The following is a 22,541-nucleotide window of genomic DNA, read 5'->3' on the forward strand; positions in this document are numbered from 1 at the left end:
CGTGCAGACGCAACAGGTCGTCGTGGGTATCGGTCCGCTGGACCCGGCGGACGTCGTGCGGGTCGCGCGCGACGGCGCCGGGGTGCGCGTGTCGGAGGAGGCACTGGCCGAGATCCGCCGCACCCGCGCGGTGATCGAGGGCCTGGCCGCCGACACCCAGCCCCACTACGGCGTCTCGACGGGCTTCGGGGCGCTCGCCACCACGCACATCCCGGTGGAGAAGCGGGCCGTGCTGCAGCGCAGCCTCATCCGCTCGCATGCAGCCGGCAGCGGTCCGGAGGTGGAGCGCGAGGTGGTGCGGGCGCTCATGCTGCTGCGGCTGTCCACGCTGGCCACGGGCCGCACGGGCGTGCGCGCCGAGACCGTGCTCGCGTACGCGGGCATGCTCGACGCGGGGCTGACCCCGCTGGTCTTCGAGTACGGCTCGCTGGGGTGCTCGGGCGACCTGGCGCCGCTGTCGCACGTGGCGCTGGCGCTCATGGGCGAGGGCGAGGTGCGCGACGCCGACGGCGTGCGCCGCCCGGCGGGAGAGGCGCTGCGCGCCCACGGGATCGAGCCCGTCGTCCTCGCTGAGAAGGAGGGGCTGGCGCTCGTCAACGGCACCGACGGGATGCTCGGCATGCTCGTGCTGGCGATGGCTGATCTGGAGACGCTGCTGACGACGGCGGACGTCGCCGCCGCCATGAGCGTCGAGGCGCTGCTCGGCACCGACGCGGTGTTCGCCGCGGACCTGCAGGCGCTGCGCCCGCACCCGGGCCAGGCCGCCTCGGCCGCCAACCTGCGCGCGCTGCTGGCCGACAGCGGCGTCATGGCCAGCCACCGCACCCCGGCGTGCACGCGCGTGCAGGACGCCTACTCCCTGCGCTGCTCGCCGCAGGTACACGGCGCGGCCCGTGACACGCTCGCCCATGCGGCGCTGGTCGCCGGGAGGGAGCTGGCGTCCGCCGTCGACAACCCGGTGGTGACCCCCGACGGGCGCGTGGAGTCGAACGGCAACTTCCACGGGGCACCGGTGGCGTACGTGCTGGACTTCCTCGCGATCGTCACGGCAGACGTCGCGAGCATCTCCGAGCGACGCACCGACAGGTTCCTCGATGCTTCGCGCAGCAACGGCCTGCCGCCGTTCCTCTCGCACGACCCGGGCGTCGACTCCGGGCTGATGATTGCCCAGTACACGTCGGCGGGCATCGTCAGCGAGCTCAAGCGGCTGGCCGCACCGGCCAGCGTCGACTCGATCCCCTCCTCGGCGATGCAGGAGGACCACGTCTCCATGGGCTGGGCGGCCGCGCGCAAGCTGCGGCGCGCCGTCGACGGGCTGCGGCGAGTGCTCGCCATCGAGCTGCTGACGGCCGCCCGCGGCCTCGACCTGCGCGCGGGTCTGCAGCCCGCGCCGGCCACGGCCGCCGTGCGTGACACGCTGCGCGCCGCCGGGGTCGGCGGCCCCGGCCCCGACCGCTACCTGGCTCCCGACATCGAGGCGGTCGTGCGGGCCCTCAGCGGCGGCCTGGTGCTCGCCGCCGCCCAGTCGACCCTGTCTGCCCACCCCCTCCTCTGAACCTCCGTGATCATGGACTCTGTGCACACCTCAGCCGTCGCCGCATGCCGTCCAGGCACCGTTCTGTGACGATCTTCAAACGGAGCGTGTTCGGCTGCTACGGTCCTGACACCGCGCTCTTCCGATCATTGGGGTGGAACGTGCTCTCCAGCCACGACGGGTCCGAGGCACGCGCCCGGCGCCTCGCCGAGCTGCGGCCGGGACGCCACGAGCTCGCCGAGGTCCTGGCCTTCTTCGACGAACTGCCCGCCGTGCGCGTCGCAGACATGTTCGGCACCTGGCGCGGCGGCCCCCTGCCGACGGGCCACCGGCTGGACGGGGTGCTGGAGACCCTCGGCTGGTACGGCAAACGGTTCATCGACGACGACGACGTGCGGCCACTGCTCTTCCACGACTCACGCGGCGTCTTCGAGGTCAACCCCGATCTCGTCCCGGTGTCCTTCGCCGTTGACCACGGCCTGCGGCTGGCTCGGTGGGCACCGTCTGCTCGCGCGGCGCGCCGAGCCATCAGACTGCTGAAGACCGACAAGCCCAAGGCGAGACTGCGCATGATCGAGCACCGCGGCGTGGTGACAGCGACCATGGCGTACGACGGCATCCCCGTGAACGACCACTTCCGCCGAGTGGACGAGCGCACGGTGATCGGGCTCATGGACATCCGGGGCTACACCGAGACGCCGTTCCTCTTCACACTGGAACGCTTCGGCCCGCGCAAGCTCACCTGATCAGATGGTGAGCAGATCGTGACCAGACGGAAGACCACCCCCTTCGGCATCCGCACCGCCATCGTGACGGGAGCGGCCAGCGGGATCGGCGCTCGTGCCGTCGCACGCCTGCGCGCCGACGGCGTCAAGGTGCTGGCCACAGACCTCGACGAGAACCGGCTGACATCGCTCTACGGGGACGACGCCGACATCGTCGTCGTCGCCGGAGATGTCACCGACCCGCAGCACACCGACCACCTGGTCACCACAGCGCAGGAACGCCTCGGGAGCATCGACAGGCTGGTGCACTGCGCCGGGATCATGCCCGGCGGGAGAGTCGCCGACCTCACGCGCGAGCAGCTCTTCGAGCCGATGCGCGTCAACTACCTCGGCACGGTGACCATGACGACGGCGGTGCTGCCGGTGATGCGGCAGCAGGGCCGAGGTCAGGTGGTGGTGCTCGGGTCTCTCACCGGCTACGTGCCGACCTCCGCCTTCGCCGCGTACTCGGCGAGCAAGGCAGCGGTGAACTCCTTCGTCGAGGTGCTCGGTCAGGAGGAGCGGCGCCACGGCATCCAGGTGCTGCTCGTCTCACCGACGGCCGTCAAGACGCCCCTGCTGCAGCAGGCGCATGACGGGCCCGCGTTCGTGCGCAGGCTCGCCCGCTCGGAGCGGTCACCGCTCATGACCACGCCGGACGTCGTGCTCGACCAGGTGGAACGGGGCCTGGCCCGAGGCGCCCGGGTGGTGGTGCCCGGCGGCCGGGCCCTGCACGCGCTGCGGAAGGTGTCGCCCGGGCTCGTCTGGTTCGTCACGGAGCACCTGCCCGCCTGAGCGCGCCTGAACCCGGCTAGGCCCAGGCGCCCCTCAGGTCGGTCCGCGACGTCAGCCCCCGAAGGCGGGGACGACCTCCTCGATGAACAGCTGCAGGGACGCGCGCTTCTCCTCGTGGGTCATGCCGTTGTCGATCCAGAAGCTGTACTCGTCGACGCCCAGCTGCTCGTACTCCTTGATGCGCCGCACCACCTCGGCCGGGGTGCCGATCATCGCGGTCCGGTGCAGTGAGTCGAGCTCGAATTCGGGCCGCTCGGCGAACTTCTCCCCCGGGCTGGGCGGCAGAAAGCCCTTCACGGGAGCTTCCTGGTTGCCGAACCAGGCATCGAAGGTGCGGTAGTAGCGCGCGACGGCTTCGGCGGCGGGGCGCCACCCGTCCGGGTCGCTCTCGGAGTGCACGTGGGTGTGGCGCAGCACCATGAGGTCGGGCCGGGGCACGTCGGGGTGCGCCGCGAGCGCCGCCTCGAACTTGTCGCGCAGCGCGACCACCTCTTCGTCGCCCTTCATGAGGGGCGTGACCATGACGTTGCAGCCGTGGGCGACGGCGAAGTCGTGCGAGGCGGGGTCACGGGCGGCGATCCAGACCGGCGGACCGGGCGTCTGCACGGGCGACGGCACGCTGGTGGAGGTCGGGAACTGCCACAGCTCGCCGTCGTGGGCGTAGTCACCGGCCCACAGGGCCTTGACCGCGGGCACCAGCTCGCGCAGGTGCTTGCCGCCGTCGCTGGCCGCGAGGCCGGGGGTCATCCTGTCGAACTCGTACTGGTAGGCGCCGCGGGCCAGGCCCACCTCCATGCGCCCGCCGCTGATGACGTCGAGCAGCGCGCACTCCCCCGCCACGCGGATCGGGTTCCAGAACGGAGCGATGATCGTGCCGGCGCCGAGGCGGATGGTGCTGGTCTTGGCGGCCAGGTAGGCCAGCTGCGGCATCGGGCTGGGGCTGACAGTGAACTCCATCGCGTGGTGCTCACCGATCCACACGGTTCCGAACCCGCCGGCCTCCGCCATGAGCACGAGCTCGGTGAGATCGGCGAAGGCCTGCTCGTGGCTCACTGATTCGTCCCAGCGCTCCATGTGCACGAACAACGAGAACCTCATGGTGCCTCCACGGGTGAGGGGTGGGTGTCGGATGGACGGGGAGCACCGGACGTGCTGGGAGCGGCAGTGTGCCGAGAAGGCGGGCGCTCCGCCGCTGCCGCCGCGAGGTCTCGCTCGGCGATCGTGATGTCGGCGCGCGCCCAGTGGCTGCGCGGGATCTCGCGGACGAGCACGGTGACGTTGTCGGGATCGGCTCCGAGGGAGCGCACCACGGCGATGTGCACCTCGTGCACGAGAGCGCGCACCTGGGCTGCGCTGCGCCCTTCGGCGAGGCTCACCTCCACCAGCGGCATGGCATTCCCTCGGCAGATCGACGCACCGTCTGTGGCATGCAAGGAACGGTAGGCAGTGCCGCGAAGAGCCGTCAAGACGGATCTGCCACACAACGCCCCACGATCGCGAGACCCGCCCTACTCTGCGACTCACCGGTCCCCTAGAGCACCGCATCCACCTGCACATCTCGCAGGATCGAGCGGGATCCAAGGGACCGGGACCCCGCCGGGGCGCACCCGGCTGCAGTACCAGCTCCTCCACTCGTTGACAGGTTGACGGCCCCCGTCTAGCGTCCGCTGGCATACCAGGACCGGACGGCGCCGTCGCCATTCCCCCTGAAGGAGAGCCATGTCCAGTGACCTCGGCGAGCGGCCAGCCGTCTCCCTGCCCCCCAGCACAGCGCTCCCACCCGACGGCAGCGCGCCGCCACCCGCCAGCGAAGGGCGCCTCGGCTCCGTCTTCTGGGCGTCGGTGGCACTCTCGGCCACGTTCGTCATCTGGGGGGTCTTCTTCACCAAGAACCTCTCCGACGTCACCAACGCGTCGCTGAACTGGGTCACCGCCACGTTCGGTTGGAGCTACCTGCTGGTGACGCTGGCCCTGGTGGTGTTCCTGGTCTTCCTGGCGTTCAGCCCGGCCGGCGCCATGCGCCTCGGCAAGGACACCGACCGCCCGGAGTTCTCCACCATCACGTGGTTCGCCATGATCCTCTCGGCGGTGATGGGCATCGGCCTGGTCTCCTACGGGGTTGCCGAGCCCATCTCCCACTTCGCCACACCGCCTCACGGGCTCGCTCAGCCCGGCACGCCGGAAGCCGCCGTGAGGGCGATGCAGTACTCCTACTTCGACTGGGGCCTGCAGGCCTGGGCGATCTTCGCCGTCTTCGGCCTGGCCATGGCCTACAGCACCTTCCGCAAGGGCCGCCGCACGCTGGTGAGCCAGCTGTTCGTGCCCCTCATCGGAGAGCGCCGGGCCAACGGGCTGACCGGCAAGGTCATCGACGTACTCGCGGTGTTCTCCACCCTGTTCGGCACCACCACCTCCCTCGGCCTAGGCGCCCTGCAGGTGAACAACGGGCTGTTCAGGGTCTTCGGTGTCCCGGTCAGCTCCGTCACCCAGGTAGTGATCATCGCCGCGGTGACCGCCATCTTCACGCTGTCGGCGGTCACCGGCGTGAGCAAGGGCATCAAGTACCTCAGCCAGGGCAGCGCCGGCCTCGCCATCGCGCTGTTCGTGTTCATGCTGGTGGTCGGCCCCACCGTCTTCCTGGCCAACCTCTACATCGAGTCACTGGGCACCTGGGCCACCGACTTCTTCCGCATGAGCCTGCAGGGCACCGCCTTCGGCGGCCTGGAGTGGATGCAGTGGTGGACCTACTTCATGATGGCGTGGTGGGTCTCATGGGGGGCCTTCGTGGGTGTCTTCCTGGCCCGCATCTCCCGCGGCCGCACCGTCCGCGGCTTCATCAGCGGCGTGCTCGTGGTCCCCAGCGTGGTCTTCTTCACCTGGTTCACCGTCTTCGGCGGCAGCGCCATCCACGTCGACATGTTCCAGGGCGGCGACATCGCCAAGCAGACCACGGCGGACATCAACAGCGCCTTCTTCGCCATGCTCGGCTACTTCCCGCTGTCGCAGGTCACCTCGGTCATCGCCATCATTCTGGTGATCATGTTCTTCGTCTCCGGGGCGGACGCCAACACCTACGTCCTCGGGATGATGACCTCGAACGGGTCGCTGGCCCCCCGCCGCTCGATCCTCATCCTGTGGGGCGTGCTGACCGGAGTCACGGCCGTGGTCCTCATGTTCGCCGGTGGTCTCTCGGCCCTGCAGAACACCGTCATCGTCACGTCGTTGCCGTTCCTGCTGATCATCGCCGGACTGTCCGTGGCGTTCTACAAGGACCTGCACACCGACCGGCAGCTCAGCGAGGCGGCAGCCGCCCTCACGAAGTCGCCGTCGGACAGCTCCCCCACCGTCTGACGCCGACCGCAGATTCCCCACTGCAGATTCCCCACTGCAGATTCCCGACCGCACTCACCCGACCAGCGCCTCGCCGCCCGGCCCCCGCCGGGCGGCGAGGCGGGAGAGCGAAGGACCATGACTGACGACGACGACCGCGCCGCGCTCATCACACGCGTCTGGGCAGCGGCCTGGGACCACGGCGACGTCGACGCCTTCGACGAGCTGCTCGCGCCCACCTACCGCCGGCTCACCGGCCCGCAGGACGACGGCCTTGACCTCGACGGTTACAAGGCCACCGTCACCGCCACCCGCACGGCGTTCCCCGACTTCACCACCACCGTCGACGACGTGGTCGTCTCGGGAGACCGCGCCGCCATCCGCTGGCGCAGCTCCGGCACCCACGCGCACTCCTTCCTGGGAGTTCCGCCCACGCACCGCCGCGTGGAGGTCTCCGGCGCGACCTTCGCCCGCTTCGAGGGCGGCCGCATCGTCCGGGAGGACGTGACCTGGGACCCGCGGTCGCTGCTGTCCGCGCTGGGCATCATCTCGATCGGACAGGACGCCTGATGACGATGACCACGCTGGGAGCAGCGACCATGACAACACCGGGGGTCAACACGGTGAACGCGATCGACCCCGATCTCATGAAGCAGGTCAACCGGCGCTTCATCACCGGGGTGACGGTGGTGACCGTCGACGACGACGGCACGCCGAGGGGCCTGGCCGCAAGCTCCTTCACCAGCATCTCCGTCGACCCGGCGACGGTGCTGGTGTGCGTGCAGCACACCTCGTCGACGCACGACAGCCTGTTCCGCTCCGAGCACCTGGCCATCAACATCCTGTCCACCGACCAGCTCGAGGTGGTGCGGCGCTTCGCGAGCAAGTCCGACGACAAGTTCGCCGGACTCGACTGGATCGCGGGGCCGCACGGCAGCCCGCTGCTCCAGAACAGCTCGGCCCGCATCGAGGTACAGATCCGCGAGCGGCTGCGGGCCAGCACCCACTCGGTGTTCATCGGCCGCGTCGTCCACGCCGAGACCACCAACCTGCCCCCGATGGTCTACCAGCAGGGCGGCAAGTTCTACGACGGCGACCAGCTCGTCCAACTCACCTGACCATCGGCTCCCCCTGACCTCCGCCCCCCGGTGACGATCAAGGACGTTGTGCACGCTGGCCGCGTACAACGTCCTTGATCGTCACCGGGGAGAGTGCGTCCGAGTGAGCGACAGGGAGCATCCGGCTCTGCCTCCTCGACGGCTGCGTCGTCCATCGTCCATCGTCCAGCGATCGGAGAGACTGACCTCGTGAGCTTGTCCGAAGACACCGCGAGCCCCGGCGCGAGCATGCAGGCGCGGGTCATCGCAGAGATGCGCCGACGCATCACCAGCGGTGACTTCGCCGCCGGCGAGAGCCTGTCGGAGCTGGCCCTCGCCGAAGACTTCGGCGTCAGCCGCACCCCGGTGCGCGAAGCGCTCAAGCAGCTCCAGACCGAGGGCCTCGTCGAGATCAGGCCCCGCGTCGGCACGTTCGTCACCGAGCCGTCACGCCGCGAGGTCGTGGAGCTGTTCGTCATGAAGGAGGTCCTCGAGGGCGCCGCCGCCCGGCTCCTGGCGCAGCGCGGCCAGGTCGCCGAGCTCGACCTTCTCGAAGCCAACCTCGTCGAAGCTGACCGCGCCGTAGCGGCCGGTCAGCACGCGCGGTACGCCGAGCTGGTGCTCGACTTCCACGACCTGCTGGTGCAGGGATCGGACAACCGGAAGCTGCAGAGCCACTACCGGACCCTCATGAACCAGCTTGCCTACGCGCGCCTGGTAAGGACGTCCCTGAGCCAGCCCGGGCGGCCCTCGAAGTCCGACCAGGAGCACCACCAGGTGCTCGACCTCATCCGCGCCAAGGACGGCGACAGCGCCGAGCAGGTGATGCGCGAGCACGTGCGGGCCAGCCAGCGTGCCGTCCTCATCGGGCTGAACGCCGCCACGTCTCCCCGCAGCTGACCGGTCTGCGGCTGACCGGCTAGCACGCTCAACCCTGCCTGAGGAGCACCTCGAGCAGTTCCTGCGGTCGCTCCAGCGGCAGCAGGTGCCGCGTGTTGGGGACGACGACGGCGCGCGCGTCCGGCACGGCCGCGGCCAGAGCACGGGTCATGGCCGGGGTCGAGCCGCCGTCGTCCTCACCGGTGACCACCACGGTCGGCGCGCTGATCTGGGCGAGTCGGGGCCACAGCTCCTCGTCAGCACGCGCGAACACCTCGTAGCAGGCGAGGTAGGACTCGCGGTCGTTGGAGAGGAGCACCTTCAGCACCTCGTCCGCGAGGTCGGGCTCGCGCTCGTGCCACGCGGCGCTGAACCACCGGTCGACCGACGCGCGGGCCGATGCCTCGAAGTCGTCCGTGGCCGCCTGCAGCCGCGCCAGCACCGCGCGCCGCTGGTCGGCGGTCCGGTCGGCCACCGTGCTCACGAGACTGAGCCGGGTCACGAGCTCCGGGTGGTCCAGCGCGAGCTCCTGCGCGACGAGGCCGCCCAGGGAGAACCCGACGACGTGCCCCGGGGCCGGCATGGCGTCGGCCACGCGCTGCGCGATGTCAGCCAGGGTGCTGCCCCGCCTGACGGGGCCGGAGCCGCCGTGACCGGGCAGGTCCACGAGGTGAACCCGGTGCGTGCGGGCCAGCTCGGGCCAGACGCGGTCCCACATGCGCCGGTCGAGCCCCACGCCGTGCAGGAGCAGGATGTCGGGCCCGTTCCCGTGCACCTCGCCGGCCAGCCCCCCTGCACTCACAACCGGGCTCGTCACTGCGCCTGTCTTGGGGCTCGTCACTGCGCTCGTCACTGCTCGGAGCTGAGCGGTGCCAGGCGCGCCTGCGGACGCCCCTGGGCCGCCGCTGCCAGGCCGATGATGATCTCGTCCGGACGGGGAGCGTCACCGAGGCGGACCTCGATGGACTGGTGGTGCGAACGGATCGTCGCGTCGGTGATGTGCTTGAGCGGGATGTCGAAGGTGGCTCCGGCGGGGGCTCGTTTCTCGACGGCGGGCAGCAGCGTGGTGGCCGAGGCCGCCTTCCGGAAGTGGTCGCCGAACTTCAAGGTGTGGATGAGGGCCGAGCCGTGCTCCACCTCGCCGTCCAGCCCCACGATGGCGGCCTTGCCGTAGGCCTCGACCGGGGCGCCGAGCGCCTCGACCACACGCGGCGCTAGCAGTGCACCAAGGTCGGAGGCAACAGAGTCGATGCCCGGTGCGAGGTCCTGCACGAAGCCCTGGCCGGCCCACGGGTTCTCGATGACGGCGAGGACGACGGCGGTACGCACCGGCGCGGGCACAGCGCGGCCGCCTTCTGTGAAGACGAGCTCGGTGATGGTGCTGATCTTTCGGACGTTCACGCTGCGCCTCCTGCGGTGCTGTCACTGCTTGTACCCGTATCGCCATTGCCGTGGCCGTAGGCGGCCGGGTCGCTCGGGTCGAACGGTGCGTCGGTGGTGCGGTCGCCGATGCGGGCACGCGGACGCGCGGACGTGGAGACCGCGGCGACCAGCACCAGCTCGTCGCGGCGCGGCGCGTCAGGGACGCGCACCTGGACGCTTTGGTAGTGGGACCGGGTGGCCGCCGCGGTCTTGTGCCACATCGGCACGGTGATGGTCTCGCCAGCATCACCGCGTGCCTCCGAGAAGGCGATGATCGAGGTTCCCTCCGTGGCCCACCGGAGCACGTCACCGAAGTAGGGGGTGTGGATGAAGGCGGCTCCGTGCTCGGCCTCACCGTCCAGACCCACGACGACCGCCTTGCCGAAGGCCTCGACGCGGTGGGCTCCGCCGGCGGCGTCGAGGAGCAGGTGCGCGAGCGCCCGCGCGACGAGCGGGGCCGTGGCGGCGACGGCGGGGGCGAGGTCGGCAACGTGGCCGCGCCCTACCCAGGGGTTGCGGATCACCGCGGCGGCGGCCACACGACGGACGAGCCCGTCGACGACGAGGCCGCCCTCGCGGAGCACCTCGTCCTCGTGCACGACCACCTTGCGCAGCACCGCGCCGGCGGCCTGCACCGCGCGCGCGAGGTCGAGCTCAGGTGCGGGCGCGAGCGCCGTCCCAGCTGCCATGTGCGTCCTCTTCTCCCGGGTGCCGGTGATGCGACCCGCCAGCGGGTCTCTGGTATGCCACAGCACGCTAACCGGCACCCACGCACCCGTCAACGCACCGCAGCACAACCCGGCAATGCCCGGCCAGAACAGCATCGCCGGAACTGCATGGACCCCATTGACGATGCCGGAACTGGCATGCCAGTCTCCGCCAGGAGGGCCGCCAACGCCCGCGCAGGGCGACGTCTCGCGGCCGAGCGACAACCTCGAGGAGTCACGAGATGAGCCTGCTCCACCCCGTGGAGACCACCCCCGCTCCGGAGCTGCCCCGCAGCTCGTGGCAGATGCTCGTGAACGGCGCGTGGGTGGGCTCGTCCTCCGGCGAGGAGCTCGCGGTGGAAGATCCGGGCACGGGCGAGGTGATCGCCCGCGTCCCCTCCGCCACCATCGACGACGCAGACCGCGCCGTGGCCGCGGCGCGTGCCGCCTTCGACGACACCCGCCGCTGGGTCGGACTGCCACCCCAGCGGCGCGCCGAGGTGCTCTTCCGGGCGGCGGACCTCCTCGACGAGCGGGCCTCCCTGTTCGCGGGCGTTGAGAGCCGCAACCAGGGAATGCCCCTGAGCATGGCTCTCGGTAGGGCTCTGCCGGACGCGGCCCGCACGTTCCGCTACTACGCCGGCTGGGCCGACAAGGTCACCGGCCGCTCCTCGGAGTCGTGGAACGGCGACCGTCGCTTCCACACGTACACGCGGCGCGAGCCGGTCGGCGTCGCCGCACTCGTCGTCCCCTGGAACGCCCCCCTCGGCATGGCCGCCTGGAAGCTCGCCCCGGCCCTCGCGGCTGGGTGCACCTGCATCCTCAAGCCCGCCGAGGAGACCCCGCTGACCGCGCTGCTGCTCGCGGAGGTGCTGCAGGAGGCCGGCGTCCCCGACGGCGTGCTGAACGTCATCACGGGCGTGGGGTCCGTCGTCGGCGCACGCCTGGCCGAGCACCCCGACGTCGACAAGGTGGCCTTCACCGGCTCCACCGAGGTGGGCCGCGCCATCGCCCGCGCCGCCACGGGCAACCTCAAGAAGGTGAGCCTGGAGCTGGGCGGCAAGTCACCTGTCATCGTCTTCGGCGACGCCGACCTCGAGCGCGCCATCCCCGGCGCGGCGGCCGCCATCTTCACCAACAGCGGCCAGGTCTGCACCGCAGGCTCGCGCCTGTTCGTCCACGAGTCGGTGCACGACGAGGTGGTGGCCGGCATCGTCGACATCGCCGAGCGCACCACCGTCGGGTACTGCACCGACCCTCGGGCGCAGATGGGCCCGCTCATCTCCCGGCGCCAGCGCGACACCGTCATGGGCTACGTGCAGTCGGGCCTCGCCGAGGGCGGATCCCTGGCGACCGGTGGCAGCACCTCGGAGCGCGGCTACTTCGTGGAGCCGACCGTCCTCGTGGGCGCCACACCCCGGATGACCGCCGTGCGCGAGGAGATCTTCGGTCCGGTGCTGGCGGTGATGTCCTTCACGGACACCGACGACGTCATCACCCAGGCCAACGACAGTCCCTACGGCCTGGCCGGGAGCGTGTGGACCCGCGACGCGAGCACCGCCCGGACGGTGGCCTGGTCGCTGCGCGCCGGCCGGGTGGGCATCAACGTGCACGCCTGGCCGGAGGTCACCATGCCCACCGGTGGGTACAAGCAGTCCGGCTGGGGTCGCGAGCTCGGCCCCGAGGGCCTCGACCTGTTCCTGGAGACCAAATCGGTTTTCGACGCACTCGACTGACGCAGCCCCACCGCCCGCTCACCGAGCCGCCCGCAGGATGCCTGACCGGGCCGTCTGACCGGCGCGAGACAGTGCCGTAACACGGGCGACACACAAGGACACGGCCGCGACACCTCTCAGATGTCTACTGATGGGCAACACAGTCTTCTGTCAGTAGGCGCGGCGCAGGTCGCCGGCCGACAGTCCTGGAGGTCGCTCATGGACACCGGAAGCACCGCTTGGATCCTCGCCGCCTCGATGGGGGTCAGCCTGATGATCCCCGGACTGGCGCTGTTCTACGGCGGCATGACCGCCGCCCGTAGCACGCTCAACATGATGATGATGGTCTTCGGGGCGGTCGCCGTGGCCGGCATCGTCTGGGTGCTCTACGGATACTCCGCGGTCTTCGGGAACTCGTACGGCGGCCTCGGCCTGCTGGGCAACCTCGAGGAGTACGCCGGCTCCAGCCAGCTCCTGGCCGAGCAGTCCGACGCCACCCTGCCACCCGCACTGGTCGCCTCCTTCCAGGCGCTGTTCGCGGCCATCACGGTGGCGCTCATCGCCGGCGCGGTGGCCGACCGCATGCGCTTCGGCCCGTGGCTGGCCTTCAGCGCGCTCTGGGTGACCCTCGTCTACCTGCCGGTGGCGCACTGGGTGTTCGCGTTCGACGCGACCGACGGCTCCGTCGTCGGCGGGTGGATCGCCAACCAGCTCAAGGCCGTCGACTACGCCGGTGGCACCGCCGTCCACATCAACGCCGGCATCGCCTCGCTCGCCGTGGTGCTGGTGCTGGGCCGTCGCCGCTCCTGGGCCCGCCCGGAGCGTCCGCACAACCTCGTCTCCACCATGCTCGGCGCGGGCGTGCTGTGGTTCGGCTGGTTCGGCTTCAACGCCGGCTCGGCGCTGGCCGCGGGCAACGCCGCGTCCGTCGTCTTCCTCACCACCTTCGCCGCGACGTGCGCCGCGATGCTCGCCTGGCTCCTGGTGGAGCAGCTGCGCGACGGCCACCCCACGTCCCTGGGCGCCGCATCCGGCGCCATCGCCGGCCTCGTGGCCATCACGCCCTCATGCGGAGCGGTCACCCCCGTCGGGGCGATGGTCATCGGCCTTGCCGCCGGCGCGGTCTGCCCCTTCGCCGTCGGTCTCAAGCGGCGCTTCGGCTACGACGACGCGCTCGACGTCGTCGGCGTGCACCTCGTCGGCGGCATCCTCGGCACCCTCCTCATCGGCCTGCTCGCCAGCCCCGCCGCCCCTAACGGCCGCGCCGGCCTGTTCTACGGCGGGGGCTTCGCCCTCCTCGGCGCCCAGACGGTCGCCGCTGCCGCGGTGCTGGCGTACTCGTTCACGGTGACGCTGCTCATCGCGCTCGCTCTCAAGGCGACGCTCGGCCTGCGCGTGTCGGCCGAGGCCGAAGAGGACGGCGTCGACCACGCCCTCCACGCCGAGACCGCCTACGACCTGTCGCCCAGCCTGGCGGTCGGTGGCGGCTCGCTGCCCCACCCGGGCGTGGTCGCCCTCCCCGAGACCCGCACGACGACGACGACGGGCTGACGCGCGGCGCCGGCTACGCCCGCCGCTCGAGCCCCCCAGTCCCCCACCCACTGCGTTACCTGCACCGCCGCTCCGATCACGACAGCCCCCGGAGGAACCCCGTGACCACCACGCTGCCCGATCCCGCCACCACGCTGCCCAGCACAGCACCCTCGACCGCCACCTCGACTCCAGTGGCCTCCGCGGCCACCCAGTCACTGGCGAGCCGGGCCCGCGCCGACGGCGTGCGCTTCATCCTCGCGACGTTCACCACCCTGTCCGGCAAGCCGTGCTCCAAGCTCGTGCCGGTAGCCGCGGCCGACGAGCTGGAAGCCGAGGGCTGCGGCTTCGCCGGGTACGCGGCCGGTGCGATCGGACAGGTACCGACCGACCCCGACCTCATCGCCGTCCCGGACGTCTCCTCTTACACGCCGCTGCCGTCCGTCCGCGAGGGCCTGGCGATGGTGCAGTGCGACCCGCACGTCAACGGCGTCCCCCACCCCTTTGCACCGCGGGTGCTGCTGCGCAAGCAGATCCGCCGCGCAGCGGAGCACGGTCTCGCCCTCTCGGTGGGCGCGGAGGTGGAGTACTTCCTCGTGCAGCGCGGCGCCGACGGCACCCTGCGGACAGCGGACACCGCCGACGACGCCGACCAGCCCTGCTACGACGCGCGCGGCCTGACGCGCATGTACGAGCACCTCACCGCGGTCTCCGACGTCATGGAGCAGCTCGGGTGGGGCCCGTACGCCAGCGACCACGAGGACGGCAACGGGCAGTTCGAGCAGAACTTCCACTACGCCGACGCGCTCACCACGGCCGACCGCGTCACCACGCTGCGCTACGTGATCCAGATGCTCGCCGAGCAGCGCGGCATGGTGGCCACGTTCATGCCCAAGCCGTTCACAGACCGCACCGGCAGCGGCATGCACCTGCACCTGTCCCTGTGGGGCGCCGAGGGCTCCCCCGACGGTCCCGGCCCGCGCTTCCCCGCCGGCACCGAGGACGACCCGTACGGCCTGGGCCTGTCGAGCACCGGGTACGGCTTCGTGGCCGGACTGCTCGCGCACGCCCCGGCGCTACAGGGCCTGCTGGCCTCCACCGTCAACTCCTACAAGCGCACGGGTGCCACCTCGACGGCGTCGGGGGCCACGTGGGCGCCTCGCTCGGCCACCTACGGCGGCAACGACAGGACGCACCTGGTGCGGGTGCCGGACGCGAACCGCGTGGAGCTGCGCTCCGGTGACGGCGCCGGGAGCGCCCACCTGGCGGTGGCGGCTGCGCTCGGCTCGGGACTGGACGGCGTGCTGCGCCGCCTCGACCCGGGCGCCCCGGGCGCGCGCCCCCAGGGCGCTCCCCTGCTGCCGCGCACGCTGCTCGATGCCGTCCACCTCCTCGAGGCGGACCCGGTGGTCAAGGGCGTCCTGGACGCCGTCGACCCCACGGCGGGGGTGGCTGACTACTACGCCCAGCTCAAGCGTGAGGAGTTCTACGACTGGCACAGCCGGGTCAGCGCCTGGGAGGTCGACCGTTACCTCACGGTGGTGTGACCCACCTCGCACCGAGCACGTGGACACTGACAGGAAACTTGGGCTACTCTTACTACACACCCTTTCGAACCCCGGAGGTCGCTGATGTGCGGCATCGCCGGCCTGCACGTGCGTGACAGCGCACTGCAGGCGCAGCTGGGAAGCCTGCTGCAGTCCATGCTCTGCAAGGCCGCCGAGCGCGGCACCGACGCCGCCGGCGTCGGTATCTACGGAGACACGTCCCTGACGCCGGCCGGCACCTCGACGGTCTGCGTCATCGAGTCCCCCGTGTCCGCCGCGGAAGGCGCCGCCCGCCTCGACGCGGCCGGCGTCGGCCCGGTCACCTTCCGCGACGCGGGGCAGACCAGCGTCTTCTCCGCCCCGGCGCCGACCGCCCAGCTCGAGGCCGCCGTCCGCGCGGCCCTGCCGGGCGCGGTGCTCACCAGCCGCGGCTCCTCCCTCGCCGTCCTCAAGGGCACCGGCCACCCCGACGCCCTGGCGAGCACCTTCCGCCTGGCCGACGCCACCGGCTACCAGGGCGTCGCCCACACCCGCATGGCCACCGAGTCCGCAGTGACGAGCACCGGATCGCACCCGTACTCGGTGGGCCCGGACCAGTGCATGGTGCACAACGGCTCCTTCGCCAACCACGCCACCATCCGCCGCGAGCTGCAGGCCGAGGGCATCGTCTTCGACTCGGAGAACGACACCGAGGTCGGCGCTCGCTTCGTGGCCAAGCACCTCGCCGAGGGCGCCGACGTCGAGAAGGCCCTGCGGCTGCTGTGCGAGCGGTTCGACGGGTTCTACACGCTGCTCGTCGCCACCGAGAACTCCTTCGCCGTGGTGCGCGACGCCATCGCCTGCAAACCCGCGATCATCGCCGAGACCGACGCGTGGGTGGCCATGGCCTCCGAGTACCGCTACCTCGCCGGGCTGCCCGGCGTGGAGTCCGCCCGCATCTTCGAGCCCGAGCCGGAAGTGGTGTACGCATGGGAGCGCTGAGCACGCCCGTCATCGAGGACGCCCCGACCTCGACGATCAACGACGACGACGCGGGAGCAGCTGCCGCTGGCTCTACTGTCGATGTCGTCGTCCACGACCTCCGGACCGCCACCGTCCGCGAACTCAACGCCGCCCTGCACGCCCTGCCCGAGGGTGACTCCTCGCGCTGGCGGGTGCTCAACCCGGACGGCACGCACAGCATCGCCGCCGGGCTCGACCGCCCGGTCACCGTCGAGATCGAGGGGCCCGCCGGCTACTACTGCGCCGGCATGAACCAGCACGCGACCGTCGAGATCCACGGCAGCGCGGGCGTCGGCGTGGCCGAGAACATGATGTCCGGGCGCGTGCACGTCCACGGTGACGCGTCGCAGTCGGCCGGGGCCACCGCGCACGGCGGTCTGCTCGTCATCGACGGCAACGCCTCGGCGCGCTGCGGCATCTCCATGAAGGGCGTCGACATCGTGGTGGGCGGCAACGTCGGCCACATGAGCGCGTTCATGGCGCAGGCCGGCCGGCTGGTGGTGTGCGGTGACGCCGGTGACGCCCTGGGCGACTCCATCTACGAGGCCCGCCTCTACGTCAAGGGCCGCGTCGCGTCCCTCGGTGCCGACTGCGTCGCCAAGGAGATGCGCCCCGAGCACCTCGCCGAGCTGACCGAGCTGCTGCGCGCCGCCGGTCGCGACGACGACCCGGCCGCCTTCACCCGGTACGGCTCGGCGCGCACGCTCTACAACTTCCACGTCGACAACGCCTCGGCGTACTGAGCCCCTGCGTCCTGAGGAGACCCACGATGACTCACACGCCGGACGACGTCGCCAGCCGCGGCCTGCGCGAGTCGGCGACGTTCGACAGGACGACGATCGCCGCCATCCAGCACGCCGCGCGCACCGGCATCTACGACATCCGCGGAGGCGGCGCCAAGCGGGCCCTCCCGCACTTCGACGACCTGCTCTTCCTCGGCGCGAGCATGTCCCGCTACCCGCTCGAGGGCTACCGCGAACGCTGCGACACCGACGTGGTGCTCGGCGCCCGCAACGCGAAGTACCCGCTGCGCCTGCAGACCCCGGTGACCATCGCGGGGATGAGCTTTGGTGCGCTGTCGGGTCGCGCCAAGGAGGCCCTGGGCCGCGGCGCCAGCGAGGTGGGTACCTCCACCACCACCGGCGACGGCGGCATGACCGAGGAGGAGCGCGGCCAGTCCAAGCACCTCGTCTACCAGTACCTGCCCTCGCGGTACGGCATGAACCCGGATCACCTTCGCGCCGCCGACGCCATCGAGGTGGTGCTCGGCCAGGGCGCCAAGCCCGGTGGCGGCGGCATGCTGCTCGGTCAGAAGATCACCGAGCGCGTGGCGGGGATGCGCACGCTGCCCGTGGGCGTCGACCAGCGCTCGGCGTGCCGCCACCCGGACTGGACCGGCCCCGACGACCTCGCCATCAAGATCGGTGAACTGCGCGAGATCACGGACTGGGAGAAGCCGATCTACGTCAAGGTCGGCGCCTCCCGCACGTACTACGACGTCAAGCTCGCGGTGAAGGCGGGCGCTGACGTCGTCGTCGTCGACGGGATGCAGGGCGGAACCGCCGCCACGCAGGACGTCTTCATCGAGAACGTGGGCATCCCCACGCTGGCCGCGATCCCGCAGGCCGTGCAGGCGCTGCAGGAGATGGGCGTGCACCGCACCGAGGGTGGCGTGCAGCTCATCGTCTCCGGTGGCGTGCGCAACGGCGCCGACCTGGCCAAGTGCCTGGCGCTCGGTGCAGACGCGGTGGCCATCGGCACGGCGGCGCTCATCGCCCTCGGTGACAACGACCCGGCGCTGGACGACGAGTACCGCAAGCTCGGCTCCGCCGCGGGGTACTACGACGACTGGCAGGCCGGCCAGGACCCGGCCGGCATCACCACGCAAGACCCGGAGCTGCAGCAGCGGCTGGACCCGGTGGCCGCCGGCCACCGCCTGGCCAACTACCTGCGGGTCATGACGATGGAGGCGCAGATCATCGCCCGCGCCTGCGGCAAGGCCCACCTGCACCACCTCGAGCCGGAAGACCTGGTGGCGCTCACCATCGAGTCCGCCGCCATGGCGCGGCTCCCCCTGGCAGGCACCTCATGGATCCCCGGTCAGGGACTCTGACGCTTCCCCGGCCCGGCTCGCAGTCCGGCGCTCGGTCGGGCTTCCGGTCGAGCAGTCGATCAGGGTCCCGGTCCGGTTTCGACGACGAGCTGCACGTCGCCCGCTTCACGCAGGCGCGGGTGGTGCCCTGGCGCAACGGCCAGGGCACCACCCGGGAGCTGCGGCCCCGCTCCGAGCACGACGGCGGCTGGTGGGTGAGCGTCGCCGACCTCACCCAGCCCGGGCCCTTCTCGTCCTTCCCCGGTGTCGAGCGTGTGTTCACACCGGTCGGGGCTGACGTCGAGCTGACCGTCGACGGGACGACCCACCAGCTACCCGCCGGGAGGCCGTTCCGCTTCGACGGCGAGGCGGACGTCAGTGCCGCGCTGCCGTGGGGTCCGGCGCGGGCGATCAACGTCTTCGCCGAGCGGTCTGTCTGCCGCGTCGACGTACGACGGCGCCAGACGCAGCAGCTGGTGCGCCCCGGCACCGCGCTCGTCGTCCTCGAGGGCACGGCGCACCTGGCCGACGGGCGCGACCTCGGACCGCTCGACCTCGTCGAAGGCCCCGCGCACGTGCTGGGCACCGCGCTGGTCATCAACGTCGCCCCGATCCGCCCGAGCTCCACCACCCACCCCTGAACACGTGGTGAGAATGCCTCCCCATCCGTCGTGATCATGGACTTCCGGAACACTCTCGAGCCACGAGCGGTGCCGATCTTGGCGATGTGTCGGCCCGTGAGCGGGCACAGGGCGACGAAGCGCCAAGATCTGCGAGCTCTCAGCCGTGGTGTGCTCGGGAAGTCCATGATCACGGACTGGGTAAGCCCCTCCTCGCCCCGCTCTGAGTCGGTTCTCCCGCGGTCTGTCTCCCTGACTCCACTCAGCACCTCGCCTGGAAGGTCGTTCCATGAGCAGCACCGAGTACCTCGTCGTCGGAGCGGGCCTGGCGGGCGCTGCCACCGCGTGGCGCCTGGCGCAGCGGGGACACGAGGTGACGGTGGTCGAGCGCACCGAACCTGCTGCGCACGACGGCAGCTCCCACGGGTCGGCGCGCATCTTCCGCTACGCCTATCCCGAGCGCGCGTACGCCGCGATGGTGGTGCAGTCGGCCGCCGGGTGGGCTGAGCTGGAGCGTCTGCACGGCTCCCCCGTGCTCACCCCGACCCCCGCCGTCGACCACGGCCCGCTGCGCAACCCGCGGGCCCTCGCGCGGGTGCTGGAAGAGGTCGGCGTCGAGCACGAGCTGCTCTCCGCCGCCGAGGCCAGCGCTCGGTGGCCCCAGCTGACGGTCGACGGTGAGGTGCTCGTGCAGCCCGGCGGCGCGGTGATCGATGCGGCCGGTGCTGTCGCGGCGATGCTCGACCAGGCTCGCGCGCACGGCGCTCAGGTGCTCACCGGGTGGCCGCTGCGCTCGCTGGAGCGCAGCGCGGCGGGCTTCGTCGCGCAGTCCGACGACGGCCGCTCCCTGACCGCCGGGCGCGTGGTCGTCGCCGCCGGCGGCTGGCTTCCCGACCTGCTGGAGCGTCTGGCGCTGCCCGCCGGCTTCGTGGCTGCGCTGCCGCGCCTGGAGGTGACGCAGGAGAACGCGTTCCACTTCCCCTACTCGGACGAGCACCCTCACGGGACCTGGCCGACCACCATCCACAAGACCCCGCAGATCCAGGTCTACTCCCTGCCCGGCGGCCGCGACGCGGGCTTCGCGGGGCACAAGGTGGCCGAGTACGCCGCGGGGCCGCGCATCGGGTCGGCGTCGCGGCAGAGCGGACTGATCGACCCCGCCAACCGCGAGCGCGTCGTCGAGTACGTGCGCCACTGGATGCCGGGGCTGGTGCCGGAGCCGTACGCGGAGACGACGTGCCTGTTCACGATGACCCCCACGGAGGACTTCGTGATCGATGGTGTGGACGGCGTCACCGTGCTCTCCCCGTGCTCGGGCCACGGGGCGAAGTTCGCGCCGCTGCTGGGTGAGATCGCCGCCGACGTCGCGAGCGGTGCCGCGCAAGCGCCGGAGCGGTTCCGGGTGGGTGCGGTGTCCGCCCGTGGCTGAGGGCAAGCTTGATCTCGTGACCCCTCCACCCCCGGCTGGCAACCGCGGCGACACGGTGACGGAACTGCTCGGGCAGATCGCCGACACCGGCCGCGACGCCGCCCGCGGCGGCTACAGCCGCCCCGTGCTGTCAGGCTCCGAACGCGACCTGCTGGCCTGGTTCGTCGAGCAGGCGCAGCGGCGCGGCCTCGACGTCGACGTCGACAGGAACGGCATCGCCTGGGCCTGGTGGAACCCCTCCGGCGCCGACCTGCGCGGATCGGTGGTCACCGGTAGCCACCTCGACTCCGTGCCCGGCGGCGGTGCCTTCGACGGGCCACTCGGGGTGGCGTCGGCGCTGGTGGCCGTCGACCACCTGCGTGCCCGCGGCATCACGCCGTCACGCGCCCTCGGCGTCGCTGTCTTCCCCGAGGAGGAGGGCTCGCGGTTCGGGGTCGCCTGCCTGGGGTCGAGGCTGCTCACCGGTGAGCTGGCCCCTAAGCGGGCGCTGGCGCTGACCGACCCGGACGGGACGACGCTCGCCGAGGCCTGGGGCAGGGCCGGCATGGACCCCGCGCACCTGGGCCGGGACGACGAGGCGCTGGCGCGCATCGGCACCTTCGTCGAGCTGCACGTCGAGCAGGGCCGTGGCCTGATCGATCTCGACGCGCCCGTTGCCGTCGCCAGCTCGGTGCTAGGCCACGGCCGGTGGCGGCTGTCCTTCACCGGCGAGGGCAACCACGCAGGCGCCACGCTCATGGCCGACCGGCGCGACCCGGTGGTCGCCGCGGCGGCCGCCGTGCTCGCCGCGCGGCAAAGCGCCCTCGCGCACGCGGACGCCCGCGCCACGGTGGGGCGGATCGTGCCGGTGCCCGGCGGCACCAACGTCATCGCGAGCCGGGTGGACGCGTGGCTCGACGTGCGCCACCCCGACGACGCGGTCACCGCCGCCGTCGTCGCTGAGATCAGCGAGCGTGCTGCGGAGGCCGCCCGGGCTGAGGGGTGCGAGCTGGTGGTGACGCAGGAGTCGTTCAGCGCGACGGCCCACTTCGACGGTGTGCTGCGCGACCGGCTCACGCGCGTCCTGTCCGGCGCCCCGGTGCTCGCGACTGGCGCCGGCCACGACGCCGCGGTGCTCGCCGGCCACGTGCCCTCGGCGATGCTCTTCGTCCGCAACCCCACGGGGGTGTCGCACTCCCCCGCCGAGGCGGTGGAGGACGACGACGCCGAGCAGGGCGCCGCAGCCCTCGCCACAGCCCTGGAGCACCTCCTCACCTGACCACCACGTCCTTCAGTGATCATGGGCGATCGGTCACCGCCCCATCCCCTCCGCGACGATCAAGGAAGTTGTGCACGGTGATCGCGCACAACTTCCTTGATCGTCGCGAGGGGGTGAGTGCAGTGCTCACGACGTGGGCGGGTGCTCTCCGTAGGCCGTGACCGCGAGGAACTTCGCGGGCAGCTCGATGAGCTGCTCTGGCCCGTGGGGACCCTCGCCGTCGAACTGCAGCGCGTCACCGGGGTGCAGCTCGTACCGCGACTCCCCGTGCCCGTAGACCATGACCCCCTCGAGCATGTAGAGCAGCTCGGTGCCGGGGTGCTGGAAGAGCGGGAACACCTCGCTCGCCTCGGTGAGGGTGACGAGCACCGCCTCCATGCGCTTGTGGGGGCCGCGGAGCGCGCCGAGGAGCTCGTACAGGTGGCCCTGGCGCGAGCCGCGCCGGATGATCTGCGCGCCGTGGCCGGCTGGCACGAAGACGGCCTCGCGCTCGGCGTCGACGCCGCGGAAGAGCGCCGTCACCGGCACGCCGAGTCCGCTGGCGAGCCTGGCCAGCGTGGTGAGGCTGCACGAGGTCTGCGCATTCTCGATCTTGGAGAGCATCGCCTTCGAGATGCCGACCCGCTCCGCCATCTCCGCGACCGAGACGCCTGCCGCCAGGCGGTAGGCGCGGACCTGCGCCGCAATGACGCGCTCCAGGTCGCCCTCGGCAGGGCCGACGTCGGACCGCTCGACCTCCCGCGCCGGCGAGCCGGTTGCCACCTCGTCGCCGATGTCGGGCGCACTGTCCATCCGCCCATGGTGCCGCCTCGCTCCGGCC

Annotated in this window: 22 protein-coding genes; 16 read left to right on the forward strand and 6 right to left on the reverse strand. The window is 71.6% G+C overall.

What is annotated here, in order from left to right:
* Position 1 precedes the first annotated feature (1 nt).
* The 3 genes from hutH (at position 2) to BXY45_RS07210 (ending at position 3,093) form a co-directional block, all read left to right on the forward strand.
* Positions 2-1,555 (forward strand): histidine ammonia-lyase, encoded by a 1,554-nt coding sequence (gene hutH / locus BXY45_RS07200; RefSeq protein WP_109773658.1) that lies wholly within the window; start codon positions 2-4, stop codon positions 1,553-1,555.
* Positions 1,556-1,695: 140 nt separating this feature from the next.
* The gene (locus BXY45_RS07205) at positions 1,696-2,280 is read left to right on the forward strand and encodes a DUF4334 domain-containing protein (RefSeq protein ID WP_211319318.1); all 585 of its coding nucleotides are present in this window, start codon (positions 1,696-1,698) and stop codon (positions 2,278-2,280) included.
* A gap of 18 nt (positions 2,281-2,298) precedes the next feature.
* Positions 2,299-3,093, forward strand: a complete 795-nt coding sequence (locus tag BXY45_RS07210) for an SDR family NAD(P)-dependent oxidoreductase (RefSeq protein ID WP_170131361.1) — start codon at positions 2,299-2,301, stop codon at positions 3,091-3,093.
* Between the two features lie 51 nt (positions 3,094-3,144).
* Here the strand turns inward: BXY45_RS07210 and BXY45_RS07215 are convergent, their stop codons facing one another.
* Positions 3,145-4,191, reverse strand: a complete 1,047-nt coding sequence (locus BXY45_RS07215) for an LLM class flavin-dependent oxidoreductase (protein ID WP_109773661.1) — start codon at positions 4,189-4,191, stop codon at positions 3,145-3,147.
* The gene (locus BXY45_RS07220) at positions 4,188-4,577 is read right to left on the reverse strand and encodes a tautomerase family protein (RefSeq protein ID WP_342799521.1); all 390 of its coding nucleotides are present in this window, start codon (positions 4,575-4,577) and stop codon (positions 4,188-4,190) included. Before BXY45_RS07220 ends, BXY45_RS07215 begins: the two co-directional genes overlap by 4 nt.
* 235 nt (positions 4,578-4,812) lie before the next feature.
* Here BXY45_RS07220 and BXY45_RS07225 point away from each other — a divergent pair, with 235 nt between their 5' ends.
* From BXY45_RS07225 to BXY45_RS07240, 4 genes are all read left to right on the forward strand, one after another.
* Positions 4,813-6,444, forward strand: a complete 1,632-nt coding sequence (locus BXY45_RS07225; RefSeq protein WP_109773663.1) for a BCCT family transporter — start codon at positions 4,813-4,815, stop codon at positions 6,442-6,444.
* Between the two features lie 117 nt (positions 6,445-6,561).
* On the forward strand, positions 6,562-6,993 hold the full coding sequence (locus BXY45_RS07230) for an ester cyclase (protein ID WP_109773664.1): 432 nt from the start codon (positions 6,562-6,564) through the stop codon (positions 6,991-6,993).
* A complete protein-coding gene (locus BXY45_RS07235) occupies positions 6,993-7,541 on the forward strand; it encodes a flavin reductase family protein (protein WP_211319319.1) in 549 nt (182 codons plus the stop codon). The genes BXY45_RS07230 and BXY45_RS07235 overlap by 1 nt, the downstream gene beginning before the upstream one ends.
* 228 nt (positions 7,542-7,769) lie before the next feature.
* Positions 7,770-8,420, forward strand: coding sequence for an FCD domain-containing protein (locus tag BXY45_RS07240; RefSeq protein ID WP_109773770.1), 651 nt, complete (start codon positions 7,770-7,772; stop codon positions 8,418-8,420).
* Between the two features lie 28 nt (positions 8,421-8,448).
* Here the strand turns inward: BXY45_RS07240 and BXY45_RS07245 are convergent, their stop codons facing one another.
* The 3 genes from BXY45_RS07245 to BXY45_RS07255 are packed head-to-tail and all read right to left on the reverse strand — an operon-like array spanning position 8,449 to position 10,510.
* Positions 8,449-9,201 carry an alpha/beta fold hydrolase gene (locus BXY45_RS07245; RefSeq protein ID WP_211319321.1) on the reverse strand — a complete coding sequence of 251 codons (753 nt, stop codon included), beginning with the start codon at positions 9,199-9,201 and terminating at the stop codon, positions 8,449-8,451.
* A 47-nt stretch (positions 9,202-9,248) separates the two neighbouring features.
* Positions 9,249-9,800 (reverse strand): amino acid synthesis family protein, encoded by a 552-nt coding sequence (locus BXY45_RS07250; RefSeq protein ID WP_109773666.1) that lies wholly within the window; start codon positions 9,798-9,800, stop codon positions 9,249-9,251.
* On the reverse strand, positions 9,797-10,510 hold the full coding sequence (locus tag BXY45_RS07255; protein WP_109773667.1) for an amino acid synthesis family protein: 714 nt from the start codon (positions 10,508-10,510) through the stop codon (positions 9,797-9,799). The genes BXY45_RS07250 and BXY45_RS07255 overlap by 4 nt, the downstream gene beginning before the upstream one ends.
* Positions 10,511-10,770: 260 nt before the next feature.
* Here BXY45_RS07255 and BXY45_RS07260 point away from each other — a divergent pair, with 260 nt between their 5' ends.
* From BXY45_RS07260 to BXY45_RS07300, 9 genes are all read left to right on the forward strand, one after another.
* Positions 10,771-12,264, forward strand: a complete 1,494-nt coding sequence (locus BXY45_RS07260; protein ID WP_109773668.1) for an aldehyde dehydrogenase family protein — start codon at positions 10,771-10,773, stop codon at positions 12,262-12,264.
* 198 nt (positions 12,265-12,462) lie between these two features.
* Positions 12,463-13,794: an ammonium transporter gene (locus BXY45_RS07265; protein WP_109773669.1), complete on the forward strand. Its 1,332-nt coding sequence runs from the start codon at positions 12,463-12,465 to the stop codon at positions 13,792-13,794.
* A 134-nt stretch (positions 13,795-13,928) separates the two neighbouring features.
* Positions 13,929-15,320: a type III glutamate--ammonia ligase gene (gene glnT, locus BXY45_RS07270; RefSeq protein ID WP_109773771.1), complete on the forward strand. Its 1,392-nt coding sequence runs from the start codon at positions 13,929-13,931 to the stop codon at positions 15,318-15,320.
* Positions 15,321-15,404: 84 nt separating this feature from the next.
* Positions 15,405-16,301, forward strand: coding sequence for a class II glutamine amidotransferase domain-containing protein (locus BXY45_RS07275; protein ID WP_109773670.1), 897 nt, complete (start codon positions 15,405-15,407; stop codon positions 16,299-16,301).
* Positions 16,289-17,065, forward strand: coding sequence for a GltB/FmdC/FwdC-like GXGXG domain-containing protein (locus BXY45_RS07280; RefSeq protein WP_109773671.1), 777 nt, complete (start codon positions 16,289-16,291; stop codon positions 17,063-17,065). The genes BXY45_RS07275 and BXY45_RS07280 overlap by 13 nt, the downstream gene beginning before the upstream one ends.
* Before the next feature lie 26 nt (positions 17,066-17,091).
* Entirely contained in the window at positions 17,092-18,435 is a 1,344-nt protein-coding gene (locus BXY45_RS07285; protein ID WP_109773672.1) for an FMN-binding glutamate synthase family protein, read from the forward strand.
* Positions 18,436-18,557: 122 nt separating this feature from the next.
* Positions 18,558-19,055, forward strand: coding sequence for a HutD/Ves family protein (locus BXY45_RS07290; protein WP_170131362.1), 498 nt, complete (start codon positions 18,558-18,560; stop codon positions 19,053-19,055).
* Between the two features lie 268 nt (positions 19,056-19,323).
* Positions 19,324-20,463 carry an FAD-dependent oxidoreductase gene (locus tag BXY45_RS07295; RefSeq protein WP_109773674.1) on the forward strand — a complete coding sequence of 380 codons (1,140 nt, stop codon included), beginning with the start codon at positions 19,324-19,326 and terminating at the stop codon, positions 20,461-20,463.
* A gap of 16 nt (positions 20,464-20,479) precedes the next feature.
* Complete coding sequence (locus BXY45_RS07300; protein WP_109773772.1) at positions 20,480-21,721, forward strand: allantoate amidohydrolase; 1,242 nt, start codon at positions 20,480-20,482, stop codon at positions 21,719-21,721.
* Between the two features lie 126 nt (positions 21,722-21,847).
* Here BXY45_RS07300 and BXY45_RS07305 read toward each other — a convergent pair whose 3' ends face one another.
* Positions 21,848-22,513, reverse strand: coding sequence for a helix-turn-helix domain-containing protein (locus BXY45_RS07305; protein WP_109773675.1), 666 nt, complete (start codon positions 22,511-22,513; stop codon positions 21,848-21,850).
* Positions 22,514-22,541 lie beyond the last annotated feature (28 nt).

Origin of the sequence: Quadrisphaera granulorum (assembly GCF_003149145.1) — a bacterium.
Lineage (GTDB): Bacteria > Actinomycetota > Actinomycetes > Actinomycetales > Quadrisphaeraceae > Quadrisphaera > Quadrisphaera granulorum.